Below are 18,379 nucleotides of genomic sequence, written 5' to 3' on the forward strand. Positions count from 1 at the left end.
ATAGAGTTGACAGTAAATATTTAGGAGAACTATACTGGGTAGAATTCAATAGCCAAATGCAATGATCAGGAGTATTAAGGTATGTGGCATGGTTCAGAGAGCTGTCGATTGGGTGCAAGACAGTCCATCCTATCCCCAACTCACCTGTGAGCAGCAGGGTCGAAGAGCTATCCTATGGAAGTTTCCTTTGGTTCGGAGAGCCAATATAAACGGATGTTCCATACGATGTATGGCTCAGATGTAGATCCTGACGGGTAGCCTCCGTCATCAGGTTGTGAGATGTTATGGCAGTTGCGCATGTATAGGGCATCCTGTTCATGATTCAAGAAGAGTGGTACCGCGAAGGTCAGACCTGTCGCCTCTTAGCTGAGGCGGCAGGTTTTTTGGTTTTATGATCATATCTCCATATTAATCAAAGGCGGGTGCAGCATTATGGAAAGATCACGTGTGGTGGACTATTATTCCTCATTTGATGAGTGGGGAAGACTGGATCGGGAACCATTGGAGTTTATCATTAACATGCATTATATTCTGGAGTCACTTCCGGACACAGGTCTTGTGCTGGACAATGGGGCAGGGCCAGGGAAGTATGCGATGGAGCTTGCCGCATTGGGGTACCGGATCACGTTGTCAGATCTGACTCCTGCATCTGTGGATATAGCCAGACAGAAGGCAAGTGAAATGGCTTTGACGAAGCAGTTTGACGGTTTTCATGTGCTGGATGCGACTCACTTAAACGGAATTGCAGACGAAACATACGATGCGGTGCTCATGTTAGGGCCGATGTATCATTTGCAGCATGAAGAGGAGCGTGAGGCTGCTGTCCGAGAGCTGCACCGTGTAATCAAGCCGGGGGGAGTCGTTTTTGTGGCATTTCAGAGCCGGATGAGGATGAGTATCAATTCACTACAGTCTCCGCAGCATTGGAAGCCTCACGACAAGATGGACGCCATCCGGTCTTTTGTAGACAAAGGCACGTTTGATCATCAGGACCAGGGGCGATTTACAGGAGCATACTATTTTCATGTGCAAGATGTTGTACCGTTTATGGAACAGCGTGGCTTCGAGACCGTTCATCTGATCGGTTCATCCAGTCTGAAAGCCGTACTGACAGATGACCAGGAGAGATATTGGAAGGAGCGCGGTGAGGAGCAAGAACTGCTTCAATATATGATTGAGGCAGCCAAAGATCCTTCAATTCTGGGGATTTCATCTCATTTGCTATATATCGGTACAAAATTGTAGTCGAAGGATAAGAGTATAGACTAGCTTTCAACATAGACAAAATAAACGCGAAGCCCCCTTCGGAAACAGGGTACTTGTATTTTTTCTCAAAATAGTTCAATATAAAGATAAATAACAAAAGGTGATCTACTTACAATAGGTTAGATTAACGAACGGATCGCTACATTTACAGGGAGGAACATACCATGGAAATCGGAATCAGTACATTTGTGGAAACAAACCCGGATGTAAATACAGGAGAATTAATCAGTCATGCACAACGTATTCGGGATGTCGTGGAAGAGATTGTTTTGGCAGATCAGGTGGGACTGGATGTATACGGCGTGGGGGAGCATCATCGTGCTGATTATGCCGCTTCATCGCCAGCTGTAATTCTGGCAGCGGCAGCTTCTCAAACCAAAAATATCCGTCTGACGAGTGCCGTAACCGTGCTATCATCCGATGATCCAGTGCGTGTATTTCAGGACTTTGCAACGCTAGATGGCATCTCCAATGGACGTGCAGAGATTATGGCAGGACGTGGATCATTTATTGAATCCTTCCCGCTGTTTGGTTATGAATTGAGTGACTATGACGAATTGTTCGATGAGAAGCTGGATCTGCTCCTGAAACTGACGGAGTCGGAAAAGGTCACTTGGTCGGGTAAACACCGCCCTTCCTTCAACAACCTGGGCATCTACCCGCGTCCAGTGCAAGAAAAGCTTCCGGTCTGGATTGGCAGCGGCGGTAATCAGGAATCCGTTGTTCGTGCAGGTCTGCTTGGATTGCCGCTGGTGCTTGCCATCATCGGTGGTCGTCCAAAACAATTCGCACCTTTGGTGGAGTTGTACAAAAAAGCTGCTGCGCATGCCGGACACGATGCCTCCAAGTTGACCGTAGCTTCTCACTCCCACGGCTTTATCGCCGATACAACAGATGAAGCTGTAGAGAAGTTTTTCCGCCCAGCACAGGCCGTTATGAACCAACTGGGACGCGAACGTGGATGGGGACATTATGGCCGGGAGACATTTGATGCGGCACGTAGTCTGGAAGGTGCACTGTACGTCGGGGATGTGCAGACGGTCGCTGAGAAAATCATCTATCTGCGCAAAGAAGTCGGCATCACTCGTTTCATGTTGCATACACCGCTCGGAACGCAGCCGCATGATGAGGTGATGCACGCCATTGAACTGCTTGGCAAGGAAGTTGCACCAATTGTACGCAAGGAGATTGCCCGCTGGGAAGCGGAGAATGCCTAAGCTTATTAAAGCAGTCCGTAGTCCTGTATCTTCGATATGTGAAAATAAAGTTTTAGCAACGTCATATCATAAACTTGCTTAATGTGTTAACAGGAGCAGGGTTTCAGCCCGTATTAATGGACTGAAACCCTGCTCTTTTGGTATCTCAGCTATTTCAATTCCTTCGAGTCAGAAGTAGGATAACATCGTGCAGTGTATTCTGATTAATCCGTCGTCTCAGACTCATGTTGCTTACGGTGCTGCTTCTTCATCCGGATATATTCCTCATCCTCTTTGGCGATCTCCCATTGCGCTTTGAAAATAGCAGCAGCCTCGGCCTTCACGGGATCGTTCTGATAGGGTAAGATCGAACCATCTTCCTTCGAATATTTACGCCCGCCTTTATGATTGGTGTAACGTCTCGCTCGTGTGTAACCCATCTGTAGGAATTTGCGAGCCATATCCATGCCGACAAAGTCGTTTTTCTGTTTATACTCCAAAAACAGTTCATAGATTTTCTTCGAAGACTCCTTCGCAATCTCGGGCGTTTTGAACCGCCAGTACGGTAGAATCTCGCTTTTATACGGCTCCACCATCAGCACACCCTGCTCACCTCGGCCCACCGTATATAATTCGGGCTGCTTGCGCAAATCCAGCTCTTCGTAGTTGAGACTGTAATCGAATTTTTTCATCCAATGTCCTCCTTGCCAAAGTAACGTGTTTCTCCATGAACGTACATCATGTGATGTCGATAGCTCTGTTTCCTTTTACCCGATTCTGATGTAACATGCATGGTTAATGGGAAACAATAGAGAAAAATGTGTGCAGAAGGGATGATAACACTATGGGAATGTCCGGGAGATATCTTGTAGTAACCGAGGCGTTAATTGAATCCATCAAATCAGGTGAGATTAGTGTGCATGATTGTCAGGTCGATCTGGATATTGATAAAACGTGGCAGATGCTGCAGTTCACGTTAAACGGGAACCTATTGGACGGTGAACCGCCGCTTGGATATGTAGTGCCTCTCGCCAGTGAGCAATATCTGGGGCGTTATGATGATATGGATCTGTTCCTGCTTAGCCACGAGCAAGTACTTGAGGCGTATATGGCATTGGAGCAGCTTACTCCTGAGGATGTGAGGGCGCGCTTCAGTCTGGAGAATATGCTTGCTGAAGGGGTATATCCCGTCATGGAAGGCTGGGACGAAGAAGTTATTTTCCAAGAAATAATGCAAACGATTGATATGATTCAGGCCTTGTTTCAGGTGACAGTTGAGAATGGCAAGGGGATTGTTTTTTATGTTTTCTAAAAGGATGAAGTGTCGCAGAAGCTTTACGTTCACTTCTATCGACTTGGATAAATTACTGCACCATGTTTAATTCATGCATCATCCGGTTATTGATACTCACAAGGCAGTGCCTTGATGATATTCCGCCGAAGAGAGGGAGAGCCAAATGACACAGAATCAGAATGAAGAGAACAAAGCCATTCAGGACGATGAGCCGGATCAATTCGAGACACCTGTGACACCTGCAGATGAAGCGGAAGCTGGAGAGGCTACGGAAGATCAGGAGCAGGAATAGTCTGAAAATGTTACATGAAACAGCACGTTTCCACGCGCATGTTATGACATATGAAGGATAGAAGAACCAGAAGGCCGGACGAGTTCCGGCCTATTTGGACTATTTTTATACGTATCCGTTTACAACACTATCTCCTGCCCTCATAATATGGGATGTACCATATTTTACTAAGGGGGAGATCTCAATCAGGAACCTAAAATTCACTCAATGGATTGCAGTACCGCTTGTACTGCTTATGGTTGTTCTTACAGGCTGCCAAGATGTAGGCGGAGTTGATGTTAACCAGGCAATGGTTAATAACACCAACGTAAAATCCGGAGAATCCAAACAATCCATGCATATTAACATAGAACCGGACAAGCAATTTGCCACGGAAAGAGACCTCGAAATCATCAAACAAATCAACTCGTTCTCACTTGATATCGATCATGCCAAAATGAAAGACGCTAATACCGCTTCAATCAAAGGTTCTCTGAGCATGGAAGGAATGAAACTGCCGTTCCATCTGTCCATGGACAAGTACGGCATCTTCATTGATGTGGATGGAGCACAGAAGCCGGTATACCTTTCTCTGGATGCTCTAGGAGGAGCAGAAATGCCGCTGCCTGTGGATACGAAGGAGCTCGAGAAACAGCTGGAAGAGCTCTCTCCAAAGGTATTAACTTTTGTGATGAAACATCTGTCCAATCCTAAAAACATTTCGGTTACTTCTGTTCAGGAAGCCGTATACGGTGAAACGCTATCTCTGAACAAGTTGCATATCGAGATGAATGGTGAAGAAATGCTGGCTATGGTGAAGCCGTTCCTGACCAGTATCGCCAAGGATGAGCAAGGTCTTAAGCAGATCATTGGAGATCTGTATGATGTACTGTATCCCGTATTTGAAACTGTGAGCAGTCTGGAAGGTATGGAAGCCGATGAACTGAGCTCCATCGTACCTGCCACGAAGGAAGAAGCAGTGACAGCAATGTACAGCTTAATCAAAGAAGGATTGGACAGTATTCTAGCGGAGTATGATCAGGAACTGAACAATCTGCTTACAAGTATTCCAGAGCTCAAGACTGTATTCGGTCCGGAAACCAAATTAAACATGGACTTCTTCCTGGATAACAAGCTGGATATCCGTAAACAAAATATGTCATTAAAGGTAGCATTGCCTGCTTCGGAAGATTTACCAGTACGTGCTGTAACGATTAGTTCAGACAGTGAGTTATGGAATATCGGTGGTGCGGTCACCGTGGATGAAGTGCAAGCTCCCCAAGGTGTAATCGAGCTTGAAGAAGGGAAAGTCACACCTGGTCAGGTTCTTCGCAATTTTGATCCGAATTCAGTAGTGTATCCATTCCTGAAAAATGAGATGAGAATTACAACCAAAAGTATCTTTCTCAATCCGGAGCAAGAAGAGTCTGTTACCGTAAAAAATACAACCTTTGTTCCGCTCCGTTACTTATCTGAAGAGTTAGATGCAGAAGTGAAATGGACCAAAGGATCGAAACAGATTGTTGTCACTGATGACATCACAGGAGATGAAATCGTGATGACTGTAGGTTCTCCGAAGGCAACTGTTGCAGGTCAGGAAGTCACAATGGTTGAATCGCCCTTTGTTGGAAGTGACGGTAAAACCTATGTTCCACTACGTTTCATAGCTGAATCGCTTGGAGCCACAGTGGAGAAAGAGCAAGGTACAGGGTGGATTTTCATTGATCGTCCCTAGTCAAATGTAATTAGCTGAATAACGATGTGTGAATGGGAAGGGGATTTCAGAGAATGCCAGATTTCTCGTAATGATGTAGAAAAGAACAAGGCGCAAAAATTCCGTTAGATCAACACGGGATACGTCTGTCCTTTTTGACCATTACGAGGAGCTTCGGCGTTTCGATCTGAAAGGATGAAACGACACAGGAGTACCTCTATTGAAGGTGCTCCTTTTTGTCGTGTCATCAACCAATAATCCCCTAAGAGGTGTTCTATATGAATCATGAATTCGCACTTTATTCTAGTTCAATCGTGTTACGTCCCTTTACCTTGCAAGACCAAGCTGCTCTGACAGCTCTGACACATCAGCCTGAAATTACCGATCTCTTGCCGGATTGGAAGATGACCGAAGAACAATTAAACGATTTTTTGCAGTTCATCATAGGGAGTTATGTAAGATTTGATCCGCAGGATGTGCGGATTATGCTTGCCGTCATTCATCAGGAAAGTCAGCAATTGATCGGTTGGTGTGGCGTGTTTCCGAACGATATGCTTGATCCGTCTGATCGTGAGGTGGCCTATGCTATCTCGCGAGATCACCGCAACCAAGGGTATATCACAGAGGCGGTTGGAGCGCTAACAGCTTATTTATTTGAGTATACGTCGTTAACTCGAATTGTGGGCATTGTAAAGACATATAACCCAGCTTCTCGCCGAGTGTTGGAGCGTACGGGCTTCAAGTACGTGAATCAGAGACGGTTGTCTGACGGAGAGGTGTATGATTATTTTGAAAGAAAGAGCGGCGATTCAGATGTGGCAATGTGGGATATTTGAATAAACGTTGTGGATGTCAGAATGCTGATGATATGCATGTCCTCGAGCCTCGTAAGGCATCATAACGTGTGAGTTATTGAACTTACTCTCGATATCAATCATGTTAAAGATTAATCCAAATGGGGTATTGAAGTAGGGAATCATCTAAACAATCATAGGAGGTCTACAACATGACAGAACGATTCGCAAACAAAGTTGTTTTGATTACAGGCGGGGGCTCTGGACTTGGTCAGGCAGCTGCTGTTGAGGTTGCGCGTGAAGGAGCCAAGCTGTCACTGGTGGACGTTAATATGAAGGCACTGGAGGAAACGAAGCGATTAATCTCTGAAGAGGTAAACGGGGCTGAGTTTCTGTTGATTGAAGGAGATGTAGCGGACGAGGAGGCAGTCAAGAAATATGTCCAGGATACAGTGGACAAGTTCGGACGCATTGATGCATTCTTCAACAACGCAGGTATTGAGGGTAAGCAGAACCTGATCGAAAACTATGAGACTGAAATGTTCAATAAAGTAATCGACATCAACTTGAAGGGTGTATTCTACGGGTTGAAACATGTATTACCTGTGATGAAAAAACAGGGTGAAGGCTCTATCGTCAACTCTTCCTCCGTTGGCGGTATTCGCGCTGTACCGAATCAGATTGCCTATGGAGCGAGTAAACATGCTGTAGCCGGCATGACCAAAGATGCAGCCATTGAGTATGCTGAACACGGCATCAGCATTAACGCAATAGCCCCTGGAGCCATTCTCACAGATATGGTCATCGGTTCATTCAAACAGATTAACCCGAATGACTGGGAGTCTGCATCCAAAGACTTTGTGAAGGACAACCCGGCGAAACGCCTGGGTGAACCCAAAGAAGTTGGGCGTCTGGTGGCATTCCTGCTGTCCGGTGAATCCCCATTTATCAACGGAACGATTATTCCAATTGATGGCGGACAATCTGCCAAGTACTAAGTGACAATTACCTAAACCATATGGATAAGAAATGTAGAGAAACGCAAACAAACAAGCCCTTCCGAGTTGATACACGGGAGGGCTTGTTTTGCTGTTTTATTCATAAGCTAGGTATCACATCTGGAGCATCAGCAACGAAGCAACAATTAAATCAATTTGATGCACCTGATCGTCCCCAAACTATTAGTTATGTTGTAACACTTGAGGTTTTTTACTAAATCCGGTGCTGCCAGCGGTATACCCCATCTCTTGATAAAATTCATGTGCTACTTCACGATTCGCACCATTGCTGCTGTTCAGCGATATCGAGTCTACCTGATGTTCGGATGCCCATTGCTCAGCAGATAGTAGGAGCTGACGACCAATGCCGGAGCCACGGTACTGCTCGTGAACAACCATTGTCATGATGCGGCAGTGTCTTCCGTTCTTTTCATACAAATAGGATGTTTGCAGCCCAATAAGTCCTATCACGCGTCCGTTCAATTCGGCTACCAGTGTTGTGAAGTTGTCATCGGCAGCGATGTGTGCGTAACGTTCCTTCATCTCGGCAAAAGTCGTAGGATAGCCAAGCTGGTCCATGAGGATCACCATGTCCTGCAGGTCCTTCTCCGTGCTGTGACGGATATGGATATTCAAACTCATCTTCTGTCCACCTCCCCTGAACGTTCTTTGAGGGATAGATCAATGATGGTGTCGAGCAATTCGGCAAAAGATATACCCGCAGCCGCTGCACTTTTAGGAAGCAGACTGTTTCGTGTAAGCCCCGGCAGGGTGTTAACCTCCAACACGTAAGGAACCCCATCCCGAATAAGCATATCTACTCGGGCATAGACGCTGCACTTGAGCACGTTATAACAAGTTAATGCGGCAGCTTCTACCCGCTGATGCAGATCGGCAGGCAGCTGAATAACCTGCTCATCCGCTCCGTTATCATTGTACTTGGCAGCATAGTCGAAAAAAGAAGCGTTGGCACGAATCGAGATCACGGGCAGCATTTTACCATCTACAATAGCACAGGTAATCTCGTCGCCCTCAATATATTGCTCGATCATGACGCTGTTATCCCAGGCAAGAGCAGCCTCTACTGCAGCCGACAGACCGGATGGCTCATGTACAATCTGTGTTCCAATGCTGGAGCCACCAGAATTCGGTTTGACAACGACAGGGTACGTTAGTTGACGTACAGCATCCGAGGACAGATCTTGCATGTCATTGACTTGAAGCCAGTCACCTGTAAGTACCCCTGCTTGCCGCATGAGTTGTTTGGACATGTCTTTATCCATGCAGACGCTGCTTGCTAGCACGCCGCAACCTGTGTAGGGAATACCGAGAGATTCGAGTGTGCCTTGCACCGTACCATCTTCCCCATATTTACCATGCAGTGCGAGCAGAGCTACATCAATCCCAGCAGATTTATCGATTAAATCCCGCTTGGAGTTTAGCTCAACGGGCACAACCTCGTATTTGTTTCTGTCCAGATTCGCAATCATCTCCTGTCCGGTGAGCAGAGATATATCCCGCTCAGAAGATGTACCGCCCATTATAACGCCGACTTTCATGTGAAAATCCTCCCTATCGTCATCTATTCTCGTATTACATTACTTTATATCATGCTTGCAACGGTCTCCCCGATGATCCGGATACCTATGCGGATATTCTCATCGCTGACTCTGGAGAAACCAAGGCGCATGGTGTGAAGCCCTTGCCCTGGTTCCAGATAGAAGGTATCTCCTGGGGTGAAGGTGACCCCTTTCACTTTGCAGGCAGCAAGAAGCTCTCTCGTACGCACTTCCGGAGGAAACTGCACGAACAGATGCAGCCCACCTGCTCCAGATATTTGACACATCGGCAGATGTTTTTTCAGGCAGTGCACAACAAGTTCGTATTTCCTCTTATACTCCATTCGAGCTCGTTTCAGATACTTCTCGAAATTACCGTTACACAAATATTGATATAACAGTGATTGATCCAGTGTTGACGTATGAATGTTACGTGCCCGCTTCATGCTCTCCAAATAATCGATTAACGCCGCATCCGCAATAATCCAGCCGACGCGCAGGCCGGGGAATAATACTTTGGAGAAGCTGCCAAGGTATACCAGCCCGTTGCCGTTCCCCATACTGGCGATCAGAGGCGAGACATGGGAGCCAGAGTAACGAAGCTCCTCGTTGAATCCATCCTCGATGATGGGAACTTGATACTCGTTCATTAAGCGGATGATTTCAATCCGTTTCGCGGGTGAAGTCACGATTCCAGTCGGATTGTGATAAGAGGGCACAAGGTAGGCCAGATCATACGTGTTTCCAGCCAGCTCCTCCTCCAGCTGCTTCAGGTCAAGTCCATCCGGTTCCATGTTGATTCCGGTTAACTGAAACTGGTGCAGCTTGAGGTTTTTGATCGCCGTATGATGTGTAGGGTTCTCACAGAGCGCTTTGCCGCTTTTTTTGCGCAATGCTCCCAGTACTAGATCGAATCCTTCTGTAAACCCGTTCGTAATCAGGATATTCTTGCCTGTAAGATCTACCCCTTTGTTCTCCATATAGCGTAGCAAATAGTTCATGAGCGGCTTGTAACCTTGTGCGTAGCCGTAATTAAGCAGAACCTCTCCTTCAAGTGACATGCGATCCAGAAAAGCACGCTTCACATTGTGTAGATCAAATAGCTTCTCATCAGGTGCAATACTGGTAAATGAGATTTTACCTCGTTCGGCTCCTGAGCCGTGTTTCATCAGATCATATTGCTCTGCCTGAATGGCATAATCACTAACCCTTGTTGTCCAGTCCAGCTGCCAGTGTGCTGCTGCCTTTGGTGTTTCAATGAGTGTGCTGACGTAATTGCCCTTACCTTTGAGCGCATAGATCAGCCCTTCCTCTTCAAGTTCAGCGTAGGCAAGCAAAATGGTGCTGCGGCTTACCTTCATGAGCGTGCTAAGCTCACGAGTGGAAGGCAGTTTTTGATTGGGCTGCAAGCCGCCCTTTAACATTAATCTCTTCAGATAATCTTTGACTTGTATATATACAGGGCGGTCCTCCGTCAGTTGCAGATCGGAATACATCCCATCACTCCCTCTACTGGTATCTTGCCATATTATAAACCCAGCAGAAAGAACCACGATACCTTTGTTTCGCAGATCAGGTGGACTGGGGCATATGTATGAACGGGAAAAAGCCCTGGCTCATCTGCCGGGCTGGGGGTAAAGCCTATTTGATTCTAATGGTACTGCTACCCTGCCTTACTACATTTGCATGTTCTGACTAGTCTCTTTAATGGATCGTCTGTCTATTCTTCCCATGTGTCGATTTGCTATAATACGTCTAAGAAATAATAACAAAATCTAATTCTAGATGACAAAATTCGAAGTTATGATATAAGGGATCTTTCTAGCGGCCGATTAGGCCATCGTTTGCTTGCTGCAAAGGGTCGTATTAATGGTCAATCTACAATCTATAAAGCTACGGTTCTTTCTAACTGTACTCTTCTCGTGTGCACGTCGCCGAATTCAGTATGAAAAAGATTAATGATTCAGGCTACACTTGTCGTTAATAGATATAAAGACATGTGTCTTAGTGCCCAATTTCTTCCTCATACCCTTATAGTACCACTTTGAATCAGGGAAGTTAACCTTTTTTTTGAAATTTTTGTCGCATTAGAGAAATTTCCGTGAATTGTGCTTCATTTGGACTGAAATGGTGTCGAAGTAGGAGATTGTGTTAAAATGTAGTTCTAGTGATAATAGAGGAAGTGGCCGAGATCGAAGTATGTTTGGTGGACGATCCGAAGAATCGTGAAATATACGAGACCTATATCATCAACACCACGCGGGCGAAGTTTAATGTAGACAAGGTGCTGTATAAGTAGTTAGGCTATGTTAGTAGAGTAAAGGTATACACCTATAAGGATATATAGACGTTGTTAGTTGCATATTTATCAGATTGATGACATGACTTATTGCACGTTATAAAGTAAAATAGAATAAATATTAAAGTTTGGGACATATGTCCTATTAACATATATAGACGGGCGAGGTATCATACCATACGGATTGCATTCGGCCGTTTCTTACCTAGGTTCAAGAAGCAGTACACAAGACGGGTTCAAAGTTTTACCAAAATACATAAGAAGAGGTGATTGTGTTGATCGGTCGTAGTGGTAACCCTACCCTTAAAGACAGCACGTTTGAGAACAGAGGATATGGGGAGGATCGATACCAGAATTACATGACGATTAACGGTACGGTGAACAAAGCGTTCATTACGTTAATCATCCTGCTGGGTAGCGCATTTGCAACATGGATGATGTTCTTTGACGGCAAAGAAGTAATGCCACTTGCTTACGGAGGTTTGGCTGTTGGTTTTATTCTGGCTCTGGTCATTTCGTTTAAACCGGTAGCTTCACCTTATCTCGTACCCATCTACGCAGTAGCAGAAGGGATGTTCCTGGGTGCGCTCTCCGCGACTTATGAGTCTCTGTATAACGGAATTACATTGCAAGCCGCCCTGCTGACTATGGCTGTATTTGTTGCTCTGTTAACGGCTTATAAGACGAGATTAATTAAAGCAACAGAGAACTTCAAGCTGGGTGTGGTAGCTGCAACTGGCGGTATTATGATTATGTATCTGCTCAGTTTTGTGCTCAGTTTCTTCGGCATTTCGATTCCGTATTTGCACGAGAATAGTCTGATCGGCATCGGGATCTCTGTTGTCATCGTCATTATTGCTGCCCTTAATCTGGTACTGGATTTCGACTTCATCGAAGGTGGTGCTGAGCAAGGTGCACCTAAGTATATGGAGTGGTACGGAGCGTTCGGGCTGATGGTAACTCTGGTATGGTTGTACATTGAGATTATTCGTCTGCTCAGCAAACTGCGGAGCCGTGACTAGCACAGTCTATTAAAAATATATCAAAGAGGTAGTCTCATGAAAGCCAACACGTGTTAACTCTCGTCGTTGGCTTTTTTGCGTATGGTACATGGTGATGGCGGAAAGCAAGCTTTTACCGGATGTTAGATAGAGGATTACATCGAGGGTTGTGTATATTTCACCATATATCATTGACGATAAGAAAATAATTGTGGTACTTTATTGATAATGATTATCAATATCGTTTAGATCATTTTATTATTTGACTGAATGATTATTGAGTTGTGTATCAAGTCAATCAAGCAGTTTTGAAAGGAGTGGCCTCATGTTACTGGAAAATGATTCGCAGTTTACTGCGCACTTGCCTGTTACCGGCCGCAGTCCCAAGACGAATCTTGCCAAAGTTAAACTATACATGGACAAACACTACGACCAGCCGCTATCCATTGCAGAGCTTGCATCGGAGGCAGGTATCAGTCCGAAATATTTTGTGGATTTGTTCAAGAAAACGTATGGACAGAGCGCAATGGAGTATCTTACTGACTTGCGCATTAACCGTGCCAAGCGATATCTGAAAGAGTCGAGTCACAAACTTCGCGATATAGCCCTGAAAGTCGGTTATAGTGACGAGTACTATTTTAGTCGCAAATTTAAAAAGGAGGTGGGCGTATCTCCATCGGATTATGCAAAAAACGCCAGAAAACGGATTGCTACCTGTTCCTCCAGTATGATTGGACAGCTTTTGGCTCTCAATGTCATTCCGGTGGCTGCACCGATCGATCCCAAATGGACAGCGTATTATTATAATACATTCCGTACAGAAATTCAGTCTCATCTGAAATTGACCGATCCATATACGAGTTGGCGATTTGAGGCCAATGTGGAAAGACTGGTTCATATTCGTCCTGATGCAATCGTAGGTACAGATCAGATTAGTGAACAGGATCAGGCTCGATTGGCTGATATTGCGCCTTGTTGTTTTGTCCCTAAACACACTTCGGATTGGCGAACCCAGCTGCGCATGATCGGGTCATTTCTGGAGAGGGAGGAACAGGCGGAGCAATGGATTCGGCTTTATAACCAGCGAGCAGAGGAAGCGCGCGAATCGGTACAGAAGGAAGTGGGCCCGGAGAAAGTGATCGTCGTGCGGATATACAGGCAGAATTTGTACCTCTACAGCAATCCGGGTATTGAAGAAGTGCTGTATGGAGCACTGCAGCTGGATACCTTTTCTGACCTTAGTGCCAATGCTCCTTTAACGCTGGAGCAACTCGTTGACATGAACCCTGATCGAATTCTAGTCATGGTGTGCCCTGAGGCTGCTTCACGAGCGTATTGGCTTAGCTTGCAGCATTCGGTTACATGGCGTGAGCTCAACGCTGTTCGTCGGTATCAGGTTCATTTGATAACTGGTGACCCTTGGTTTGATTATTCAGCTGTAGGTGTGATGCGAATGTTGGATGAAGCTTTACTGATCTTCACGGGATATTGTCCAAACATATTTCTGGATAACGTCCATGGTGATTCCCGAGCGAGGTGACATATAATCCTTGTATCTACATGAGAATGTTTATCAGGGGGGATATCACATGTTTCAATATTTCAGCAGAAGTACACAACGTTCTGTGATTAGCAAATTCCGCAGCACCCGGCTCTCAGCCTTAATCTTACTCATGTTAATTGCAGGACTGTTGTCTGCCTGCGGCACAGCATCAGAGAAGAATACCGGAGCGGCTCAGCAAGAGCAGCCCGCAACGGAGAGTTTAACAACGGCCTCGACCGAGACGACTGTAGAGAAAGACCAAGAGCCAGAAACGACGGGTGAACGAACTGTAAAAGACGACTTGGGACATGATGTGCTTGTGCCTGCGAAAATAGAACGAGTATTTGCACCGTATCTGGAGGATTCCCTGTTAACCCTTGGTGTGAAGCCCGTAGCTCAGTGGGCAAGTGGTACAACAGGCCATGTCTATCTGCAGGATCAACTCAGTGATGTGCCTACACTTGATTTCTCCAGCGGCTTGCCTTCGCCAGAGGTACTGATGACATATAATCCGGATTTTATTATTTTGCATACGGCCCAGTATGCAGAGAATGGGGTATATGAGAGTTATTCCAAGATTGCACCAACCTACGTATTTACGAATGCTTCGGGTGATGTAGAGAAGTCTTTGCAGGTCATCGGCGATCTGCTGGGCAAAACGGCTGAAGCGGAAAAGGCTATTGAAGCCTACCATGCGAAGGTCAAATCAGCCAAAGCTGAACTTGCGAAAGTAGCCGAAGGCAAGAAAGCAGCCATTATCCGTTTTGCCCCGCGTGGCATCAGCATGATGGGCGGTAACTACTTCAGCGGGTATGTCGTATACGAGCAACTGGGACTTGGTAAGCCGGCATTGGTTGAGACGGAGAATAGCGCAATCATTTCAACCGAGGTATTACCCGAGATTGATGCCGATTTTATTTTTGCCGTGGAACAGGGTGCTGGCAACATGAAAGAAATGACGGAAACGAATGTATGGAAAAGCATGCCTGCGGTGCAGGCAGGGCATGTATACGAAGTGGATTCGGCTCCGTGGCTGGGTAGTGGCCTGATTGCCTATAGTCATGTCATTGATGATACGTTAAAGGCGTTAACACCATAAATCTGATACTAAAAACTCCTTATGAGTACCGAGAACCGGATGTTAGTCCGGGGTTCCAGTGTATATCTAGGGAGTTTTTTTGTGCTGGATGGCTAACACCACCATATGACATAAATATGGAAATAATCAAAATGATTTCTGGATATCGTCCATGGGACAGAAGAGTCGACTCTTTTATAATTGGTAATGAGAATCAATCTCACATAAAATATGTAGTTCAGTTTTTAACTTATATAAACAGAACAACGAGGAGGACCCATCCGTAATGATGTTTCAGCCCGATTTAACTGCTTCCGGTAACCTTGAGCATATTGCACGCAGTAACGTTGAAATCCCGCATGCCGAACAATGGACCATGAAATCACGTACAGGACACCATGACTATCAGATTATGGTATTCAAGCCTGTTGAACCGCCGCCTCCGTCCGGTTATCCGGTCATCTACTTACTCGATGCCAATTCCGTATTCGGCACGATGGTGGAAGCCGTTCGTGTGCAGGGACGTAGACCAGAGAAGACAGGGGCAATCCCGGCAATTATCGTTGGAATAGGGTATCCGAGCGCTACCCCTTTTTCTCCCCATCGATACTATGACTTTACCCCAAAAACAACGACGGAATATACCCGAAAATCCGATGGTACACCGCTACCGGAACAAGGCGGCGCTGATGAATTCTTACGTTTTATTGAAGAAGAGTTGAAGCAGGATATGGAGCAGCAGTTTCAGATTGATCGGGATAGACAGGCCATCTTTGGACACTCGCTTGGCGGTTTGTTCGTGATTCATGCGTTGTTCACCAAGCCGGAGGCTTTTCGTTATTACATTGCGGGCAGTCCCTCGCTGCACTGGAATCAGGAGGTCATGCAGGGGGAGGAAGAGGAATTCGTTGCAAGGCTGAAGCAGCATCCAGTAAACGTCAGGGTGTGGATTGGTATGGGCGAACACGAGAAGACACATCCGGCCCGTAACAATGACAAGGCATCGAGTCTTACAGAACGGTTATCAGCGTTGAAGCAACCAGGGCTAGATATCACATATACCGAGTTTGAAGAAGAGAATCATGTTTCAGTACTGCCTTTTCTAATTAGTCGCACGATGCGTTTTGCCTGTAGTCCGGAGTCCTAGAAGGTAAGAAATGAGGGGTATTACAGCATATAGTGGTTACAAGGGAGGTACATGAGGTGAGCTACACAGGAATCAATGGAAACGTGGCCGTGGTCACCGGTGCTGCGCAAGGGATTGGTGAAGCGGTGGCACGTTTGCTTGCACAGCATGGCGCTATCGTTGCTCTGGTGGACCGACAGGAAGCTGCGCTGAGTCAACTGGCCACTGAGTTGTGCAGACAGGGCTATCAGGCCATAGCCTGCATTGCTGATGTATCGGATCGTCAAGCCATCGAAGATACAGTCCAACGAATTGAAGAGAACGTAGGTCCCATTGCCATTTTGGTGAATGCTGCGGGTGTGCTGTACGCTGGGGCCGTGAGTGAGCTGACGGATGAGGAATGGACGAGGACGTTTGATGTGAATACGCATGGTGTATTTTATATATCGCGTGCGGTAGTGAGGAATATGTCTAAGCGCCAAACGGGAGCGGTGGTTACCGTAGGTTCGAATGCTGCGAGTGTTCCGCGAATGCATATGTCGGCATACGCTGCCTCCAAAGCTGCTTCGTCCATGTTCACCAAAAGTCTGGCGCTGGAATATGCGGGTCAGAACATTCGCTGCAATATTGTCTCTCCAGGTTCAACGGATACGCCCATGCAAAGAGCCCTGTGGCAGGAGGATCATGGAGCAGAGGCAGTGATTGCGGGTTCGCTGCAAAGCTTTCGTCTAGGCATCCCGCTGAACAGAATGGCAGTGCCATCGGATATTGCGGATGCTGTTATTTTCCTGATATCAGATCAAGCCAGACATATTACGATGCATAATCTGTGTGTGGACGGAGGCGCCACACTCGGCGTTTGAATCAAGATAAGGAGATGATGAGTCATGTCAAAAGCGGGTTCGGTTATAGCAGCAACTTCTGCCATAGACCTTCTGGAGCAATATCGGGAGGGGACGTCCTTTTTTTGGTCTTCACCACAGCATACCTTGCTTGCACAAGGAGAGCAGATTCGTTGGTTTGCGAAGGAAACTGCTGAAGCACTTCAATCTACTGAGAATGAACCTGTCAAGGGTAAGAGTATAGAGCAAAAATATAAAGAAGAGTGTCGATTGTTCATTGAACAGATTCAACAGCTCATGGAGCAGGCCAAGCAATCGGGTCAATCGAACCCGCTTGTGGTGGGGGCAATTCCTTTTGATCCAATCCATTCTACTGCTGAGCTATATGTGCCAGAGACGGTACAGTGGGCTGAACCTCTGCCCTCGGAGCCACGGACATTTATCCCCAAACTTCCGGCTGCGTCAGGTTGTGAGATTACTGAGGTTCCTGCGGGTAGAATGTACGAGCAAAGCGTGAATAACGTATTGGTAGATCTGAACGAGGGAAATCTGCACAAAGTCGTGTTATCCCGTACGCTGGAGATCACTTCACGGACAGTTGTAAACACGCACCAGTTGCTGCTTAACTTGTTCAAGGAAAATACGCATGGTTATACATTTGCTGTTCCAATGAAGGACATGGTTCAATCTGAAAATCATGTAACAAGGTATAGACAATCCGAAAAAACAGACAATCCGATTGAAAGTAAAAATAGTCGCACCTTCATTGGAGCAAGCCCAGAACTGTTGGTTACTCGCCATGGCTCCAGAGTAAGAGTCAACCCGCTGGCAGGTTCGGCCGCCCGCAGTGATGACCCGGCGGAAGATCGTCGCCGAGCTGAGGCGCTGCTGGCTTCAGCCAAGGATCGGCATGAGCATGCCTTGGTCATTGAGGCGGTAGTAATGGCGCTGGGGCCTCTATGCAAACATTTGTCCGTTCCCGCAGAGCCTTCCCTGATCCAGACGTGCACAATGTGGCATCTATCCACGGAAATACATGCGGAACTGGTGGACCCTGCTACAACATCAATGGAACTGGCATTGGCACTGCACCCGACACCTGCTATTTGTGGAACACCTGTACAGGTTGCTCGGGCAGTCATTAAGAAACAAGAGCCGTTCGACAGGGGGTTGTTCACGGGAATGGTGGGCTGGTGTGACAGTAAGGGGGATGGCGAGTGGGCGGTAACCATTCGATGTGCCGAGGTGCAAGGCAGAACGGTTAAGTTGTTTGCTGGAGCAGGTATTGTAGCCGGCTCTACGGCAGAAGCAGAGCTGGCAGAGACGAATGCCAAGTTCAGAACGATGCTGCTCGCGATGGGTTTGGATTCAACGGTGTCCAATCGGAAGGAGGACTGA

17 protein-coding genes and 1 pseudogene are annotated in these 18,379 nt (G+C 46.5%); 14 read left to right on the plus strand and 4 right to left on the minus strand.

What is annotated here, in order from left to right:
* Positions 1-432: 432 nt before the first annotated feature.
* Complete coding sequence (locus PQG66_RS13935; RefSeq protein ID WP_272038323.1) at positions 433-1,245, plus strand: class I SAM-dependent methyltransferase; 813 nt, start codon at positions 433-435, stop codon at positions 1,243-1,245.
* Positions 1,246-1,430: 185 nt separating this feature from the next.
* A complete protein-coding gene (locus PQG66_RS13940; RefSeq protein ID WP_184180713.1) occupies positions 1,431-2,483 on the plus strand; it encodes an LLM class flavin-dependent oxidoreductase in 1,053 nt (350 codons plus the stop codon).
* Positions 2,484-2,686: 203 nt separating this feature from the next.
* Here the strand turns inward: PQG66_RS13940 and PQG66_RS13945 are convergent, their stop codons facing one another.
* Entirely contained in the window at positions 2,687-3,154 is a 468-nt protein-coding gene (locus tag PQG66_RS13945) for a DUF4385 domain-containing protein (protein WP_272038324.1), read from the minus strand.
* 158 nt (positions 3,155-3,312) lie between these two features.
* Between PQG66_RS13945 and PQG66_RS13950 the strand changes: the two genes are divergently transcribed.
* The 5 genes from PQG66_RS13950 to PQG66_RS13970 all read left to right on the plus strand — a co-directional run bounded on the left by PQG66_RS13950 (position 3,313) and on the right by PQG66_RS13970 (position 7,533).
* The gene (locus PQG66_RS13950) at positions 3,313-3,774 is read left to right on the plus strand and encodes a DUF1877 family protein (protein ID WP_272038326.1); all 462 of its coding nucleotides are present in this window, start codon (positions 3,313-3,315) and stop codon (positions 3,772-3,774) included.
* A 145-nt stretch (positions 3,775-3,919) separates the two neighbouring features.
* Positions 3,920-4,048 carry a hypothetical protein gene (locus PQG66_RS13955; RefSeq protein ID WP_272038328.1) on the plus strand — a complete coding sequence of 43 codons (129 nt, stop codon included), beginning with the start codon at positions 3,920-3,922 and terminating at the stop codon, positions 4,046-4,048.
* 235 nt (positions 4,049-4,283) lie between these two features.
* Positions 4,284-5,762 (plus strand): copper amine oxidase N-terminal domain-containing protein, encoded by a 1,479-nt coding sequence (locus tag PQG66_RS13960; RefSeq protein ID WP_272038329.1) that lies wholly within the window; start codon positions 4,284-4,286, stop codon positions 5,760-5,762.
* A 257-nt stretch (positions 5,763-6,019) separates the two neighbouring features.
* A complete protein-coding gene (locus PQG66_RS13965; protein ID WP_272038331.1) occupies positions 6,020-6,577 on the plus strand; it encodes a GNAT family N-acetyltransferase in 558 nt (185 codons plus the stop codon).
* Between the two features lie 170 nt (positions 6,578-6,747).
* The gene (locus PQG66_RS13970) at positions 6,748-7,533 is read left to right on the plus strand and encodes a glucose 1-dehydrogenase (RefSeq protein WP_272038333.1); all 786 of its coding nucleotides are present in this window, start codon (positions 6,748-6,750) and stop codon (positions 7,531-7,533) included.
* A 183-nt stretch (positions 7,534-7,716) separates the two neighbouring features.
* On the opposite strand, the gene PQG66_RS13975 is transcribed toward PQG66_RS13970, so the two are convergent.
* From PQG66_RS13975 to pdxR, 3 genes are read right to left on the minus strand one after another with little or no spacing between them, the layout of a single operon-like run.
* A complete protein-coding gene (locus tag PQG66_RS13975) occupies positions 7,717-8,175 on the minus strand; it encodes a GNAT family N-acetyltransferase (protein ID WP_272038334.1) in 459 nt (152 codons plus the stop codon).
* Positions 8,172-9,092 carry a D-alanine--D-alanine ligase gene (locus PQG66_RS13980; RefSeq protein ID WP_272038335.1) on the minus strand — a complete coding sequence of 307 codons (921 nt, stop codon included), beginning with the start codon at positions 9,090-9,092 and terminating at the stop codon, positions 8,172-8,174. The genes PQG66_RS13975 and PQG66_RS13980 overlap by 4 nt, the downstream gene beginning before the upstream one ends.
* A 44-nt stretch (positions 9,093-9,136) precedes the next feature.
* Positions 9,137-10,588 (minus strand): MocR-like pyridoxine biosynthesis transcription factor PdxR, encoded by a 1,452-nt coding sequence (gene pdxR, locus PQG66_RS13985; RefSeq protein ID WP_272038337.1) that lies wholly within the window; start codon positions 10,586-10,588, stop codon positions 9,137-9,139.
* A 680-nt stretch (positions 10,589-11,268) separates the two neighbouring features.
* Between pdxR and PQG66_RS13990 the strand changes: the two are divergent.
* From PQG66_RS13990 to dhbC, 7 genes and pseudogenes are all read left to right on the plus strand, one after another.
* Positions 11,269-11,391 (plus strand): annotated as a pseudogene (locus PQG66_RS13990) (nucleotide excision repair endonuclease); the annotation flags it as partial.
* Positions 11,392-11,666: 275 nt separating this feature from the next.
* Positions 11,667-12,413, plus strand: a complete 747-nt coding sequence (locus PQG66_RS13995) for a Bax inhibitor-1/YccA family protein (RefSeq protein WP_272038715.1) — start codon at positions 11,667-11,669, stop codon at positions 12,411-12,413.
* Positions 12,414-12,717: 304 nt separating this feature from the next.
* Positions 12,718-13,932, plus strand: coding sequence for an AraC family transcriptional regulator (locus PQG66_RS14000; RefSeq protein ID WP_272038338.1), 1,215 nt, complete (start codon positions 12,718-12,720; stop codon positions 13,930-13,932).
* A gap of 49 nt (positions 13,933-13,981) precedes the next feature.
* Entirely contained in the window at positions 13,982-15,034 is a 1,053-nt protein-coding gene (locus tag PQG66_RS14005) for an ABC transporter substrate-binding protein (RefSeq protein ID WP_334220782.1), read from the plus strand.
* Between the two features lie 265 nt (positions 15,035-15,299).
* Positions 15,300-16,160: an alpha/beta hydrolase gene (locus PQG66_RS14010; protein WP_272038340.1), complete on the plus strand. Its 861-nt coding sequence runs from the start codon at positions 15,300-15,302 to the stop codon at positions 16,158-16,160.
* Between the two features lie 56 nt (positions 16,161-16,216).
* Entirely contained in the window at positions 16,217-17,002 is a 786-nt protein-coding gene (locus PQG66_RS14015) for a 2,3-dihydro-2,3-dihydroxybenzoate dehydrogenase (RefSeq protein WP_272038341.1), read from the plus strand.
* Between the two features lie 24 nt (positions 17,003-17,026).
* A complete protein-coding gene (gene dhbC, locus PQG66_RS14020) occupies positions 17,027-18,379 on the plus strand; it encodes an isochorismate synthase DhbC (RefSeq protein WP_272038343.1) in 1,353 nt (450 codons plus the stop codon).

It is taken from the genome of Paenibacillus sp. JJ-100 (assembly GCF_948329825.1).
Taxonomy (GTDB): domain Bacteria; phylum Bacillota; class Bacilli; order Paenibacillales; family Paenibacillaceae; genus Paenibacillus.

Coding starts and splice junctions, on each gene's coding strand:
- PQG66_RS13935 (WP_272038323.1), top strand. CDS start 433: ATGGAAAGATCACGTGTGGTGGACTATTATTCCTCATTTGATGAGTGG.
- PQG66_RS13940 (WP_184180713.1), top strand. CDS start 1,431: ATGGAAATCGGAATCAGTACATTTGTGGAAACAAACCCGGATGTAAAT.
- PQG66_RS13945 (WP_272038324.1), bottom strand. CDS start 3,154: ATGAAAAAATTCGATTACAGTCTCAACTACGAAGAGCTGGATTTGCGC.
- PQG66_RS13950 (WP_272038326.1), top strand. CDS start 3,313: ATGTCCGGGAGATATCTTGTAGTAACCGAGGCGTTAATTGAATCCATC.
- PQG66_RS13955 (WP_272038328.1), top strand. CDS start 3,920: ATGACACAGAATCAGAATGAAGAGAACAAAGCCATTCAGGACGATGAG.
- PQG66_RS13960 (WP_272038329.1), top strand. CDS start 4,284: ATGGTTGTTCTTACAGGCTGCCAAGATGTAGGCGGAGTTGATGTTAAC.
- PQG66_RS13965 (WP_272038331.1), top strand. CDS start 6,020: ATGAATCATGAATTCGCACTTTATTCTAGTTCAATCGTGTTACGTCCC.
- PQG66_RS13970 (WP_272038333.1), top strand. CDS start 6,748: ATGACAGAACGATTCGCAAACAAAGTTGTTTTGATTACAGGCGGGGGC.
- PQG66_RS13975 (WP_272038334.1), bottom strand. CDS start 8,175: ATGAGTTTGAATATCCATATCCGTCACAGCACGGAGAAGGACCTGCAG.
- PQG66_RS13980 (WP_272038335.1), bottom strand. CDS start 9,092: ATGAAAGTCGGCGTTATAATGGGCGGTACATCTTCTGAGCGGGATATA.
- pdxR (WP_272038337.1), bottom strand. CDS start 10,588: ATGTATTCCGATCTGCAACTGACGGAGGACCGCCCTGTATATATACAA.
- PQG66_RS14000 (WP_272038338.1), top strand. CDS start 12,718: ATGTTACTGGAAAATGATTCGCAGTTTACTGCGCACTTGCCTGTTACC.
- PQG66_RS14005 (WP_334220782.1), top strand. CDS start 13,982: ATGTTTCAATATTTCAGCAGAAGTACACAACGTTCTGTGATTAGCAAA.
- PQG66_RS14010 (WP_272038340.1), top strand. CDS start 15,300: ATGATGTTTCAGCCCGATTTAACTGCTTCCGGTAACCTTGAGCATATT.
- dhbC (WP_272038343.1), top strand. CDS start 17,027: ATGTCAAAAGCGGGTTCGGTTATAGCAGCAACTTCTGCCATAGACCTT.